Annotated in this window: 15 protein-coding genes; 5 read left to right on the forward strand and 10 right to left on the reverse strand. The window is 72.0% G+C overall.

Annotated features, from left to right (window positions below):
• Window positions 1-124: 124 nt before the first annotated feature.
• Window positions 125-355: a hypothetical protein gene (locus ABD944_RS20805; RefSeq protein WP_345178882.1), complete on the forward strand. Its 231-nt coding sequence runs from the start codon at window positions 125-127 to the stop codon at window positions 353-355.
• Between the two features lie 70 nt (window positions 356-425).
• Here ABD944_RS20805 and ABD944_RS20810 read toward each other — a convergent pair whose 3' ends face one another.
• From ABD944_RS20810 to ABD944_RS20825, 4 genes are all read right to left on the reverse strand, one after another.
• Window positions 426-905: a hypothetical protein gene (locus ABD944_RS20810; protein WP_345178884.1), complete on the reverse strand. Its 480-nt coding sequence runs from the start codon at window positions 903-905 to the stop codon at window positions 426-428.
• 238 nt (window positions 906-1143) lie between these two features.
• Window positions 1144-1287 (reverse strand): hypothetical protein, encoded by a 144-nt coding sequence (locus tag ABD944_RS20815; RefSeq protein WP_345178886.1) that lies wholly within the window; start codon window positions 1285-1287, stop codon window positions 1144-1146.
• A gap of 13 nt (window positions 1288-1300) precedes the next feature.
• Window positions 1301-1573, reverse strand: a complete 273-nt coding sequence (locus ABD944_RS20820; protein WP_345178889.1) for a hypothetical protein — start codon at window positions 1571-1573, stop codon at window positions 1301-1303.
• 140 nt (window positions 1574-1713) lie between these two features.
• Window positions 1714-2604 (reverse strand): LysR family transcriptional regulator, encoded by an 891-nt coding sequence (locus ABD944_RS20825; RefSeq protein WP_345178891.1) that lies wholly within the window; start codon window positions 2602-2604, stop codon window positions 1714-1716.
• Window positions 2605-2692: 88 nt separating this feature from the next.
• Here ABD944_RS20825 and ABD944_RS20830 point away from each other — a divergent pair, with 88 nt between their 5' ends.
• Window positions 2693-3811: a diaminopropionate ammonia-lyase gene (locus ABD944_RS20830; protein ID WP_345178893.1), complete on the forward strand. Its 1119-nt coding sequence runs from the start codon at window positions 2693-2695 to the stop codon at window positions 3809-3811.
• A gap of 136 nt (window positions 3812-3947) precedes the next feature.
• Window positions 3948-4400, forward strand: coding sequence for an RsbRD N-terminal domain-containing protein (locus tag ABD944_RS20835; RefSeq protein ID WP_345178896.1), 453 nt, complete (start codon window positions 3948-3950; stop codon window positions 4398-4400).
• On the opposite strand, the gene ABD944_RS20840 is transcribed toward ABD944_RS20835, so the two are convergent.
• Window positions 4397-6055 (reverse strand): catalase, encoded by a 1659-nt coding sequence (locus ABD944_RS20840; RefSeq protein WP_345178898.1) that lies wholly within the window; start codon window positions 6053-6055, stop codon window positions 4397-4399. The genes ABD944_RS20835 and ABD944_RS20840 overlap by 4 nt on opposite strands.
• A gap of 107 nt (window positions 6056-6162) precedes the next feature.
• The gene (locus ABD944_RS20845) at window positions 6163-8139 is read right to left on the reverse strand and encodes an AfsR/SARP family transcriptional regulator (protein WP_345178899.1); all 1977 of its coding nucleotides are present in this window, start codon (window positions 8137-8139) and stop codon (window positions 6163-6165) included.
• A 34-nt stretch (window positions 8140-8173) separates the two neighbouring features.
• Here ABD944_RS20845 and ABD944_RS20850 point away from each other — a divergent pair, with 34 nt between their 5' ends.
• The gene (locus ABD944_RS20850; protein ID WP_345178902.1) at window positions 8174-9037 is read left to right on the forward strand and encodes an alpha/beta fold hydrolase; all 864 of its coding nucleotides are present in this window, start codon (window positions 8174-8176) and stop codon (window positions 9035-9037) included.
• A gap of 258 nt (window positions 9038-9295) precedes the next feature.
• On the opposite strand, the gene ABD944_RS20855 is transcribed toward ABD944_RS20850, so the two are convergent.
• The 4 genes from ABD944_RS20855 to ABD944_RS20865 form a co-directional block, all read right to left on the reverse strand.
• A complete protein-coding gene (locus ABD944_RS20855) occupies window positions 9296-10081 on the reverse strand; it encodes an N-acetylmuramoyl-L-alanine amidase (RefSeq protein WP_345178904.1) in 786 nt (261 codons plus the stop codon).
• Window positions 10082-10189: 108 nt separating this feature from the next.
• Complete coding sequence (locus ABD944_RS20860) at window positions 10190-10861, reverse strand: esterase/lipase family protein (protein ID WP_345178905.1); 672 nt, start codon at window positions 10859-10861, stop codon at window positions 10190-10192.
• A 269-nt stretch (window positions 10862-11130) separates the two neighbouring features.
• Entirely contained in the window at window positions 11131-11373 is a 243-nt protein-coding gene (locus ABD944_RS42465) for a DUF6411 family protein (RefSeq protein ID WP_353831900.1), read from the reverse strand.
• A 148-nt stretch (window positions 11374-11521) separates the two neighbouring features.
• On the reverse strand, window positions 11522-12403 hold the full coding sequence (locus ABD944_RS20865) for a phosphorothioated DNA-binding restriction endonuclease (RefSeq protein ID WP_345178909.1): 882 nt from the start codon (window positions 12401-12403) through the stop codon (window positions 11522-11524).
• Window positions 12404-12575: 172 nt separating this feature from the next.
• Here ABD944_RS20865 and ABD944_RS20870 point away from each other — a divergent pair, with 172 nt between their 5' ends.
• Window positions 12576-13481, forward strand: coding sequence for a LysR family transcriptional regulator (locus tag ABD944_RS20870; protein ID WP_345178911.1), 906 nt, complete (start codon window positions 12576-12578; stop codon window positions 13479-13481).
• The last annotated feature ends 12 nt before the right edge of the window (window positions 13482-13493 follow it).

Here is a 13493-nt window from a genome sequence, read left to right on the forward strand (position 1 = left end):
GCCAGCATAGTTCGCGGCCGGTCCCGGCCACGTCCCGCATCGTGCGGCGACGGAACGCCGGCGGGGTCGCGCACGTCAGATCCCCGTCGTTGCCGACGCCCCCTGCCGGAAAGAAAGGCGAAAGATGCTGAATACCCGTTCCGCGGCCCTCGCGCTCGTCGGTCTGGTCGCCGCGTTCGGGCTGACCGCCTGCGGTCAGGACCGGTGGTGCGAGCACGATGCGACCGACACGAAGGTGAGCGACCGCTTCTGCAAGAACAACACTCCCGGGTACGAGTGGGAGTCGGACGGCGGAGGCCACAAGAAGAAGTCGTCCAAGCACAAGACGGTCAAGAAGACCAAGTCGCGCCACTGACCCCCCGGGCGGCCCGGAAGCCGGGACGGCCCTGGCCGGACGAACCGAGCCGGGGCCGCATGGTCGTTGCTCAGCCGGGGCAGTGGAGCCGTGCCTCCCCGCTCTTCTCTCGATGCTCGTCCCAGCCTTCGACGACATCGCCGACGACCGCGGTCCGGTAGGTCTCCCTGCCCGAGGTCTGGTCGCAAGGAATCGTCGCCTTGGCCTGGACATACGACCCCCACTTCCTGACGGTGAGGGAGTTCTCACTCGTGTTGCAGGCCCAGCGGCCGCCCGGAATGCGCTGGCAGAGCGACACTTCGAAGGCGATGTATCCGGGCTTGTCGCAGATGATGCTGCCGTAGCCGACGACCTGGGCGGACGTGCCCTTCCCCCTGATGGACGGGCGCCAGGCACGCAGAACGCAATTCTTCTTCGCTTCTTGGAGCTGGGAGGACGGTGCGTTCTTCACCTGCACCTTGGAACCGGCCCTGGCCTCGGTGTCCGAGGCGCGGCTCGCCGTTTCCCCGTGTCCCTGGAGACCCGAGAAGAACATCAGAGCAGCCGTCATGACGCTGCACACTGCACCGCTTGCGGCGATGTCGACAATTCGGCGCCTCATCGAGTCCCGTCCCTCCGCACGTTCTTCCAGGTGAGAACACGCTAGGAAGAATCGGGTCCCGCACTTCAGGGCCCTAGGGCCCCGTCCGGCTCAGGCCGGGCCCCAATACGTGGAGAGGGTCTCGCCGGGCCCGCGGGCCCATGCGGCGGGCCGGGCCGATCATCCGGGAGGCGCCGGACGGCGGCGGCTACGTGGCGCGCCGCGCCGTCGTCGTGCGGCGCTGCCGGCGCCGGGGCGCCTCGTCCTCGGCGCGGGACGCCTCGGCGGCGAGCAGGTCGGCGAGCGAGCGGGGGAGGATGTCCTCGCGGCGGTCGGCGAACGGTGAACGCATGATCCCTCCCGGATCAGGCGGCGGTGGTCAGGTCGGGGTAGGCCGCGTACACGCTGGTGAGGGCCCAGCGCATCCGGGCCAGGAAGGCGTCCGGATGGTCGCCGGCCTCCTGGGCGACGGCGGCGGTCCAGCGGGAGACGTCCCCGCCGCAGGCCCCGAAGCGGTCGTTGATCGTGGTGCGGACCTGCTCGGCGGAGGGGCGGTCGGACTCCTGCAGCGGGGAGGTGAACAGGATCTCGGCGAGGTCGGACGCGTTCATCGAGGTGAGGCTCGGCATGGTCGACATCGGAGTGCCTTCTTCCTGCGGGAGACTTCCTTGTCACCCTTCTGCTGATAACGACTCTGCCTTCCCCGCGGATTCATCGCCATAGGGGAAAACCCCGATCCGGGGTGGAGTTCTCCCCCCGGGTCACCCCTGAGCAGGCCTTAGGAACGGGACGAAAAGGCGTCCGCGAGGGCCTTGCGGAAGGCGCGTACGGCCGGGTGGGAGCCGTTTCCCCGGCGGGATGCCGTGAACAGGCGGCGGGTACGATGCTCCTCCGGCAGCTCGACGACGGGCACGGCGGGCGGGCCGTCCTGCCAGACCAGGCCCGGGAGCAGCGCGGCGGCGTGGCCGCGCTCGACCAGCCGCAGATGCAGCAGCAGGTCGGTCGACTCGAAGCGCACGTCCGGCTCGAAGCCCGCCTCCCGGCACAGCCGCGTCGCCCACCGCCGGGACGCCGTGCCCTCCGGCTCCATCGCCCAGGCACTCTCCCCCAGGTCGCGCAGGCCCGCGCCCGGCGACCGCGAGGGGAGCGCGAGGCGGATCTCGTCCGTCCCGAGCTCCTCGTGGTCGACGCCCGCCGGGCGGGGGCTCGGGTCGCCCGGGTACTCCTCGGTGATCACCAGGTCGAAGTCGCGCGCGAGCAGGGCGGGCAGGGCGCTCTCCGGCTCCCGCTGCGTGATCTCGATCCGGAGCCGCGGGTGGGCGTCGCGCAGCGCGCTGAGCGCGTCGGGGACGAGCGCGAGCGCGGCCGTCTGGAACGCGGCGACCCGCAGCACCCCCGTGATCCCGTGCAGGGACGCGGCGAGGTCGGCCTCCGCGCGTTCGAGGCGCTCCAGCACGGCCTCGGTGTGCGCGACGAGGATCTCGGCCTGCGCGGTCAGCCGGACGCGGCGGCCCACCGGCTCCAGCAGCGGCACCCCGGCCTCCCTCTCCAGGACGGACAGCTGCTGCGAGATCGAGGACGGGCTGTAGGAGAGGGCCTCGGCGACGGCGGCGAGCGTCCCCCGGTGCTTCAGCTCGCGCAGGAGCCGGAGCCGGTGCAGGTCCAGCATGGCCGCTCCATACATCGGCTGAGATGACGATTATCGCTCGGAAACATTCGCTGGACCGATCGGAGTCCGGCGCGGGACGGTGTTCGCCATGGTCACGGCCCCCGCCTCGCTAGCCCGTTCGTCCTGGTTCGCCCGTCCGGCCGCGCGCGACTGGACGTGCCCGCCCGCGCCGCGCGACGTCGCCGCCTTCCACCGGACGCTCCCCGGCCACGCCGCGACGCCGCTCGTCGAGCTGCCGTCTCTGGCGGCCGAACTCGGCGCCCGGCGGGTGTTCGTCAAGGACGAGTCGGCGCGCCTCGGCCTGCCCGCCTTCAAGATCCTCGGCGCCTCGTGGGGCGTCCACCGGGCGCTCTGCGACCGGCTGGGCCTCGCGCCCGGCGGGACGTCCCTCGCCGATCTGCGGTCGGCGCGGCCGGACGTCCGGCTCGTGACGGCGACGGACGGCAACCACGGCCGCGCGGTCGCGGCGATGGCCCGGCTGCTGGGGCTGGCAGCGGAGGTCTGCGTCCCGCACGGCGTCCACCCCGAGGCGGTGGCGGCGATCAAGGCGGAGGGCGCGGCCGTGACCGAGATACCGGCGTCCTACGACGAGGCGGTGCGGGCCGCCGCCGACGCCGCGGCCGCCGACCCGTCGGCGCTGCTCGTCCAGGACACCGCATGGCCGGGCTACGAACGCGTGCCGCAATGGATAGTCGAGGGCTACTCCACCCTCTTCAGCGAGATAGACGAACAACTCGTCGAGGTGGGGGCCGCCCCAGCGGGCCTTGTGGCCATTCCAGTGGGGGTGGGGTCGCTGGCCCAGGCGGCTGTGACTCACTACCGCTCTGGACAGTCCGCTCCCACGTTGCTCTCCGTCGAACCCGATGCGGCGCCCTGCGTCTTGGCGAGCCTCCACCAGGACAGGCCGCTGACCGTCAGGACACGGCCGACCACCATGGCGGGGTTGAACTGCGCAACTCCGTCGACTCTCGCTTGGCCCGTCCTACGCGCCGGCCTGGACGCCGCCGTAGCGGTCACCGACGCGTCCGCGGCCCGCGCCGCGCATGACCTGGCCCGCCTCGGGGTCGCGGCCGGGCCGTGCGGCGCCGCCTCCCTCGCGGGGGCCCGTGCCGCGCTGGCGCCGGACCGCCGCCCGCTCCTCGCGGCCGGGCACGGGGAAACGGTCGTCCTCCTGGCCACGGAGGGGCGGGCCGCCAACCCCGCTTAACGACATTTCGGAAAAGGGGGCAGCGGATCTGACCTACGCGCCGGTAACATAATCTCACCGCATCCGCCTGGATCGGTGTGCTCTCGGCCCACGCTCCCGGTCGCCCCCGGGGACGAGCAACGAGAGGGGACGCGCCATGCAGCCCACTCTGGACCAGTTCCTCGCCGACCGCCTCGACGAGATCACCGCCGAGGTCGCCGGAGAGATCGCCGAGCGCGTCCCCGCCTACACGCACCTGCGGGCGCGCGAGATCCTCGCCCTCGTCCGGGACGCCCTCGCCGCCTACACCGGCGCCCGCGAGACGGCCGCCGTGCTCGACGCGTTCCGCGCCCTCGGCGCCAGCCAGGCCCGCGCGGGGCACGACGTCCGGCACTTCGAGTCCGCGCTGCGCACCGGCGCCCGCGTCCTGATCCGCCGGACGGCCGGCGCCGCCGCCGGCCTCTACCCGCCCACGGCCGAGTACGTCACGGTCATGGAGCAGGCGTTCAGCGCGGAGGGCCGCATCGTCCAGGCCGCCGTCGAGGGTCACCGCCGGGCCGGGCGGCACGCCGGGACGCGCCGCCTCCGCACCCTCGTCTCCGAGAACTAGCGCCGCCGGACGGCCCTCTCGTTCGGCACGCAGTGCGTCATCCTCAGGCCGTCGACGTCCCGCGGACCGTTCTGGCCGAGGTTCTTCAGCCGCTGCTGGTCCTCGTCGGTGAGGTCCTGCCCGGGCAGCGGGCCGAGGTTCTTGACGTCGTCGGCGGAGATGCCGAGCCCCTGGCCGACGCGCAGCCCGAGATCGTCCTCGGCGAGCAGGAAGTGCCACACCATGCGCTCCTGGACGGGACGCGCGCACTCCGAGATCAGCTCGACGAAGTTGCGCACCAGGTCATCGCGCTCCCACTCCTCCATGAGCAGGTAGCGCTGGCCCGCCTGCTTGTAGTCGTTCGCGCGGGCGATGCGCTTGCGGGTGAGGCGCCCCGTGATCTCCGGGCCCTGCTCGTCGTGCGTCGGGTACTCGCCCTCGCGCAGGCCCCCGGTGATGGACGGCTCGTAGTTCACGTGGGGGTTCGCCCCTCCGGCGTCCACGTGGTACGCCATCTGCCCGTCGCGCTGGTTCGTCCGGACATGGGTGCCCTTGGCCCGGTTGACGGGCAGTTGGAGGTAGTTCGGGCCGACCCGGTGGCGCTGGGTGTCGCTGTAGGAGAACGTCCGCCCGACGAGCATCTTGTCGTCGGAGAAGTCGAGCCCGTCGACCAGGACGCCGGTGCCGAACGAGATTTGCTCGTTCTCGGCGAAGTTGTCCTCGACGTTCCGGTCGAGGACGATCCGCCCGACCGGCTTCGGCGGGAAGTCGTTCTCCGGCCACACCTTCGTGTCGTCGAGGGGATCGAAGTCCAGCTCCGGGTGCTCATGGTCGTCCATCATCTGGACGACCAGCTCCCACTCCGGGAACTCCCCGCGGTCGATGGCCTCGTGGAGGTCCTTCGTCGCGTGCCCGAGGTCGTCGGCCTGCACGGCGGCGGCGTCCTCCGCCGTCATGCTGCGCACGCCCTGCTTCGGCATCCAGTGGTACTTCACGAGCTTGGTCTCGCCCGTCTGGTTCACCCACTTGTAGGTGTTCACGCCGAATCCCTGCATGTGCCGGTAGTCGGCCGGGATCCCGCGCGGGCTGAACAGGTTGACGAGCATGTGCATCGACTCAGGCGTCTGCGACATGAAGTCGAAGATGCGCGCCGGCTCCTGCCGGAACGTCACCGGATCGGGTTTGAGGGCGTGGATGACGTCGGGGAACTTGATGGCGTCCCGGATGAAGAAGACCGCCAGGTTGTTGCCGACGAGGTCCCAGTTGCCGTCCTCGGTGTAGAACTTGATGGCGAACCCGCGCGGGTCCCGTGCCGTCTCCGCCGAGTCGCGCCCGCCGATGACCGTGGAGAACCGCAGCGCGATGGGAGTGCGCTTGCCCTCCCCGTGGAACAGCCTGGCGCGGGTGTAGTTCGCGATCGGCTCGTCGCCCCATTTCCCGTACGCCTCGAAGAACCCGTACGCCGTCACGCCGCGCGCGTGCACGACCCGCTCCGGGATGCGCTCCCGGTCGAAATGGCTGATCTTCTCCAGAAACTGATAGTTCTCCAAGGTGGCCGGGCCCCGAGAGCCCACCGTGCGCTGGTTCTGGTTGTCGTACACCGGGTGGCCCTGCCGGTTGGTCAGCACCGGACGGTCGTCCCCCGGCTGTGGCCCCATGCTCGCAACGTCCGTCACGACGCCTGTCTCCTCTCACCCGCTCTCGCTGGCGCCCTACCCGGCGCGGGACAGAGGAAGGTCTGCACCAGGTAAACCCTGCCGGGCGAGGGCGTGCGCACAGCCGGTCATTCGGTGAGGGCGGCGGCGAGGTCGTCCACGTGCCTGGAGACCGGGCCCAGGGTGAGCAGCCCGCTCTGCGCGCCCGCCAGTTCGCCCGCGGCCGGGACGAGTTCGTCGTGCGCGCGCCGCATCGCCGGCCGGTCGCCCACCGCGATGGCGGCCTGCCCGGTGAGGCACCACAGGGCTTCGAACAGCAGGTCCCGTGGCGGGTCGGGGACGTCCCGCAGCGCCGCGGCGGCCTCGCCGGGACGTCCGCGCGCCAGCAGCACCAGAGGCCGGGCCCAGGGCAGGTACGGCCCCCAGTCGGCGGGCCCGGTCTGGGCGGGCAGCCGGTGCTGGACGCGCAGGCAGAGGAGGACGAGCGGCAGCAACCCCTCCTCCAGACCGGGCATTCCGCAGCCCTCCATGTGAGCGGCCGCGGCCCGGTAGGCGCTCTCGGCCTCCTCGAACGACGCCTCGCCGGACGCGGCGAGCCGCAGAGCCCGGTACCAGGTCGTGAACACGCCGACCAGCGGGCGCTCGTGCCGCTCGGCGAGGCGGTCGGCGGCGTCCGCGTGCCGGTCGGCCCCGCCGAAGTCGCCGAGCGCGGCGCGGGCCTGGACCCGGACGAGATGACCGAGCACCTCGTAGCTCGACAGGTCGTTGCGCGCCGACACGTCCACCAGCTCCGCGCCGATCTCGTCCCGCCGCGGCGCCAGCCCCGCCCGGTCGAACGCCTGCATGAACGCGCCGTTCAGCGCGAACGCGAGGAGCGCTGGATCGTCCAACTCGCGGGCAACCCGCACGGCCGCCCGCGCCGCCTCGCGCGCCCGGTCGTCGCGGGCGCCGCGCGACTCCAGCGCGATCGTGGCCAGCAGCCGGGCCCGCGCGGCCTCGTGCCCGTCCTCCGGCAGCCCGGCGAGGGCGCGCTCCGCCGCCGCCACCACTCCGGCCGCCTGGCGCGGATCGTCCGACCGGGTCCAGATCGCCGGGACGTCGAACGCGCCGATCACCCGGGCGGTCAGTTCCGCGTCGCCCAGCTCCTCGGCCGCCGTGACGACCGCCAGGCGCTGCTCCCGGGCCGCCTCCAGGCCTCCGGCTCCGGTCACCGCGAGGCTCCGCAGCAGGCCGACCGTCGACTCCAGCCGGGCACGCGCACCGGACGCGACCGTCCGGTCGTATGCCTCGGCCGCCTGGGCCCACACGCGAGACGCCGCGTCCCGGGCGGGTTCCAGGTGGTCGGCCTGGCGGAGGATGTCCTCCTCCAGGCGGCGCAAGGCCGGACCGGGGTCCAACCCCAGTTCCTCGACCAGAAGGCCGCGGGCCCTGTGCAGGACGGACAGTGCGTCGCCTTGACGGCCGGTCCGGTAGAGGGCGAGCGCCAGTAGACGCCAGGCGTCCTCGCGCCAGGGATGGTCGGCGACATGCGCGTCCAGATCCGGTATCGCCTCGGCGGCCAGGCCCTGCGCCAGCCGCGCCTCGGCCTTCCGCTCGACGGCGCGCAGCCGCAGTTCGGCCAGACGGGAGTGCTCCGCCCGCGCCCACGGCTCCTCGGCGAACTCGGCGTAGGCGGGGCCGCGCCACCAGCCCAGCGCCTCGTCCAGCGCGCCCGCCAGTTCGGCGGGGGGACGGTCCGAGGCCACGACCCGCTCGAAACGCCAGGCGTCCACGGCCTCGGGCCCGGCGCGCAGCGCGTAGCCCGGACCCTCGGTGACCAGCAGCCGGGGCGGCGTCCTCGGCGGGCGATCCGGTTCGAGGACGCGCCGCAGGGCCGCCACGAAGGTGCGGACGGCGCCGACCGCGTCCGACGGCGGATCGACCCACAGATCGTCCACGATCCGGGACACCGGCACCACGCGCCCCCGCGCGACGATCAGGCGGGCCAGGACGGCGCGGTGCCGAGGCCCCTTCAGGGCGATCGCGTCCCCGTGCCCGTCCCAGGCCGTCACCGGCCCCAGCACCCCGAACAGGACCTCCACGCCCTCACGGTATAGCGCGCTCATCGGATGCTCATCCGCGCCCGGCAGCCTGGGACGCATGCCAACGATCAGCGATTTCGACTACCAGCGCGTCCCCGTCGCCGAGGGCGTGTCCCTCAACGCGGCGGTCGGCGGATCGGGCCCCCCGATCGTCCTGCTGCACGGCTTCCCGCAGACCCACCTGATGTGGCGGCACGTCGCCCGCGACCTCGCCGCCGACCACACGGTCAGCGTCCCCGACCTGCGCGGGTACGGCGAGAGCGACAAACCGTCCGACGGCTACTCCAAGCGGACCATGGCCGCCGACACCGTCGCGCTCGCCCGCGCCCTCGGCCACGACCGCTTCGCCCTCGCCGGCCACGACCGCGGCGCGCATGTCGCGTTCCGCGCCGGCCTCGACCACCCCGGCACGATCACCCATCTCGCCTGCCTGGACATCCTGCCGACCCTGGACATGTGGGACGTCATGCGCGGCGCGTCGGCCGCCGTCGGCTTCCACCTGTACCTGATGGCGCAGCCGCCCGGCCTCCCCGAGCAGCTGATCTCCGGCGCCCCGGACGCCTTCTTCGGCCACTTCCTCGACGCGTGGACGAACGACCCGTCCGCGATCCCGCCCGACGTCCGCGCCGCCTACCTGGACGCCTGCCGCGCCGCCGTCCCCTCGATCGTCGCGGACTACCGCGCGTCCGCCGGGATCGACGTCGACCACGACACGGCCGACCGGGAAGCGGGCAACCGCCTGCGGATGCCCGTCACCGTCCTCCAGCAGGACTGGGGCGCCGCCCTCGGCTACGACGCCGCCGCGCTGTGGGGCGCATGGGCGGCCGACCTCCGCCATGAGACCGTCACGTGCGGCCACTTCATGGCAGAGGAGGCGCCCGCGGAGGTGGCGAAGTCCCTCAGGACGCTCCTGGAGCGATGAGCGAGACGCAGGGGCGGCCCCGCGGCCACCAGAAGGGCGGGCCGCCGCTACCAGAAGGGCGGGCCGCCCTGCGTCGCCGCCCACACCCACACGTAGATGATGAAGCCGGTGGCGACCAGCCCAAGCAGCATTTCCCAGTTGGGCGGCGACGCGCTCCGTCCGCGCCTGCGGTTCATGGCGATCGTCCGTTCGTCCGGTGTGCCTCGTCGTGACTGACCTAGCCGGAGACGTCCCGAACAATCCCAGTAACGGGCAAACTCAGCGGAGGTAGTCCTCGAAGCCCTCGGCCAGGGATTCGGCCATGATCTGCCTGAACGCGGCACTCGACATCCTGGCCGCGTCCCCCGGGTTCTTCATGTTCCCGCACTCGATGAAGACGGCCGGCACGGTGGACATGTTCAGCCCGCCGAGATCGTCCCGCCGATCGAGCCCGGCCTTCCCGAGGTAGTCGGCGTAGGGCATGCTCGTCCCCGACCGGTAGGCGTCGCGGATCGCCGTCCCCAGGCGGGCGGACGGGGCGACGATCCCCCTGTTCCCGCCCACGGGCATCGGCAGGATGACGTGGAAGCCGTGCCTGGCTGCCGCCGCACCGTCGCCATGAATCGACAGCGTCGCGTCCGCGCGCGCCCGGTTCCCGATCGCCGCCCGCTCCGTGACGCAGGGCCCCACCCCCGCGTCGCTGCCGCGCGTCAGCGTCACCCTGGCGCCCCTGGCCCGCAGCGCCTTCGCCAGCCGGTTCGAGACGTCCCAGGTGAAGGCGTGCTCGGCGTAACCGTCCGCGGTGGCGGTCCCGGTCGTGTTGCAGGCCTTGCGGCCGTTCCCGACCCACACCGGCCGGCTGATCGCTTCCGGATGGGCCGCGTTCCCGCCGTTGTGCCCGGGATCGAGCACGGTCACCTTTCCGCTGAGGGGTCCCGGCGCGGCGGATCCGCCGCCCTTCGGGGCCGGCGGCGGCCCGCTGCCCGTGGCGGGCCGAGCATGGCAGGCGAGCAGTCCCAGGCAGACCAGGCAAGCCGCCACGGGCTTCCCAACGAGCTTCTCCATGAGCCGGCTCCCCCCTCGCCCTCACCGGGATTTCTGCGCCGGGCCTCGCGGCGCCAAACGGAACGGGCGGGAGGTCGTCCCTCCCGCCCGTTATGTCCGCCGCCGGCGTCAGCTCTTCGTGAACTGGGCGATGGCGCCGAGCACCACCGCGTCGGCGAGGTAGCCGAGGTGGGTCTGGCAGGCCACGTAGTGGTTGTTCGCGCCGTCCAGGCGGGTGCTGGTGTAGGGGATGATGATGCCGTCGCACGGCGAGTACCAGGTGGCGTACTGCGTGCTGCCGGGCGTCTCGTCTCCCGCGCTGATCTGCTGGATGAACGTCGACCCGGGGAGCATCTGCCGGCACGTCTCGAAGGCCGTGCAGGCGGTGGCGTACGTCGTCCCGTGGTTGGCGCCCGCGATCGACGCCAGGTGCGCGACGTTCGGGTTCCCGTTCAGCACCTTCAGGTAGTACTGGCTGACCAGACCGCCCATGGAGTGGTTGACGATGTCGACCTGGGAGGCGCCGGTCCGCGACTTCACCTGGTTCACGTAGGAGGCGAGCCCCACCGCGTTCTGCTTGTTGTCGCCGTAGGAGTTGTACTCGTAGGCGAACAGCTGGTCGCTGCTGTAGCCCGCTGCGCGGAACACCGACATGGCGGTGACCCAGTTGGACGCGTTGCCGGTGTACCCGTGCACGAACACCACGGGCCGCGGCCCGGCCGCCTGCGCCGGCGCGAGGCCGAATCCGAACGCCGCCAGCGCCGCGAGCAAAGCGACGACGGAACCGAGGACCTTTCTCATGGAACCTCCAGGGGTGGGACAGCCAACGCCCCGGAGTCTGAACCCCGCCCTCCCGGAGGGCATCGGCGAAATCACCGGCCTCCCGGACGGAAATCGGGCGGCTGACGGCCGTCAGCCCCCGCTGCGCTGAACCTCACCGCGCAAGTCCACGAAGCCGGCCCCGCTGAACCGCCGAGCCGGCCCCGACCGCTACCGCACCTCAAAAAGGGCTGCCGCCCGCCTCAGCTGGGAGACGGGCGGCGAAGGATGCCACGGCTACGGGCTGGGAATCAGAACGGGGAGCGGGCGCGAGCGCGCCGCCCGGCGTCCCCGCTGCGGCCGACGGCACGCGAGGAGCTGCGGAACGGCTTGCTCAGCAGCCGCCCGAGCCCGCCCGGAGCGGAAGAACCCGCACGTGACCCCACCCCCAGCGCGCGCTGGGTCCCTCGCTGCGGATGCCGCGACAACCTCGGCAGCAGGAACGCCAGAACCAGCAGAACAGCACAGACGCCCACGATGGCGACAATAACCATGAAACCCGCCCTTTCAGCCGTTTACGGTCAAAGTCGCTCTACCCTCACTTGACCGAGCCATGCAGCCCGCCCCTTAGGACCGCGAGGGCACGACCTGGCTGACGCTTCGAACCGGGCGGCAGACGGTGTGCGCGGGCCCCGAGTTGTGTCACGCCGCCCGAGCAGGGGAGCGGAAGACCTCGCGGGCGTGCCAGGCGATGTGCTGGTCATCCACGTCCGGAAAGGCCTTCTGCGGCGTGCTGATCGGGCGTCCGGCCAGAGCGTGAACCTGATGGCGGGCGGCCGGACCGCGCCCGACGTAGTGCACCGACACGGTGACCCGCCGATCCTCGGCTATGCCGAGCGCGCCCTTGTCGAAGAGCTTGTGGTGCAGTGCGCACAGGCAGATGCCGTTGGTGATGTCGTCGGGCCCGTCAAAGGCCCACCATCGGACGTGCGCGGCGTCCAGCCCGACCGCGGTCCCGTTCAGCCAGCCGTCATAGCCGCAGAACGCGCACTGGTACTCGTAGGCGACCATGATCTGCTCGCGGAAGGCCCGGTCGCGCCGCCGCGGGATCACCGCGCCCGCGGCCTCGATCGACTCCAGGTCGATCCCGGCGGCCGCGCAGATGTCGTCATGCAGCGAGGGTTCGAAGTTGACGTCCAGAATGGCGCGGCAAAGCTGGGGCAACAACCGCGGATCATCCCGCAGCGCGGCCGCCAGCTCCCCGGTCAGCCGCCCCCGCGCGGCCTGAGCCCGCAGGCCGCCGACACCGGGTCCCGGACTGCCGCCCCCATCGGCGGTCCGCACCTCCCACAAACCGTCGCTGGTCAGATAGTGGAAGGGATATGCGGGACTGGTCTTCCGGGGCGGCCCGAACTCCCGCAACAGCCCGGCGAGGTGCTCCTCGACCTCGCTGTAGAAGATCGGCGCATCCCCGCACCGCTGAAAGTGCCCGAGCGCGTACAACAACAGCAAAGGCTTATGCGGCGCCCGCTCCCCACCCCGCGACCACCTGCGGACCCCCGTAACCCGCTCAACCCAGTCCACACCCGGCACCCTACGGGAACCGCAATGGCGAGATCACGCCCGTTGATGATCAAAGGTCTCTCGCGGACGGGAGACGGCCACTGCCGGACAAACCTCCATTGCTCTCCGGAGCCGGAGGAGCCGAATCGTAGAATCGCTCTGCCGGCATCGGGCGGCGCCTTCTGGAGACGAGATGGAACTCCGGCATTTCCGGTACTTTTTAGCGGTTGTCGAGCAGGGCTCGTTCACCCGGGCGGCCCAGGCACTCCACATATCGCAACCGACCCTCAGCCAGCAGATCCGCGTCCTCGAACGCGAGGTGGGCGCGACGCTGCTCGTCCGGGAGCCGGGCGGGATCGCACCCACAGCGTCCGGAGCGGTCTTCTACGAACACGTCGTCGCCATCCTCGCCGCCACCGCGGACGCGGTCTCGGCGGCCCGCCACCGGGCCGCCGGCCCGCGCACCCTGCGCATCGGAATCGCCGGTCCCCTGCCGGGAGACGTCCAGGTGCCTGTGATCAGCGCGTTCAAAGCGGCGTTTCCGGAAGTGCGGACGGCCTGGCGGGCCCTGGAACTCAACGAACTGGACCGGCCGCTCCTCGACGGAGACGTGGACGTCGCCTTGATCCGCCTCCCCGTCGACCCTGAGCGGCTCGACTGGGAAGTCCTCGTCGACGACGAACCCCGTGCCGTCCTGGTGCCGACCGGACACCCGCTGGCAGAAGCCGGCACGCTCACGCTCGAAGACGTCATCGACGCCGCCTTCGTCGCGATCGCCGACAGCGTCCCCCTGACCGCGCAGCGCTGGTGGACCTTCTACGAGGAGCGGAACCACGAGGACGCGCGGTTCCTCGGCGAGCCGGTGGACACCGTCGCCGCCGCCGCGCTCTCCATCCGGCTGAACGGCGTCCCCTGCCCCGGGCCGTTCGCGCTGCGCGACACCCTGGCGCCCTCAGGGATCGAGACCCTGCCGATGACCGGACTCTCCCCGACGGTCACGGTCGCAGCCCGACGGCGCTCCGACGAGGGCCTTCCGGAGGTCTTCTGCGAACTCGCCGCACGAACCGTCCGGGAACTGCGTGCCGCGGGCGCCATATAGACACGTCCTATA

Source organism: Actinomadura verrucosospora (genome assembly GCF_039540335.1).
Classification (GTDB): Bacteria; Actinomycetota; Actinomycetes; order Streptosporangiales; family Streptosporangiaceae; genus Spirillospora; species Spirillospora verrucosospora.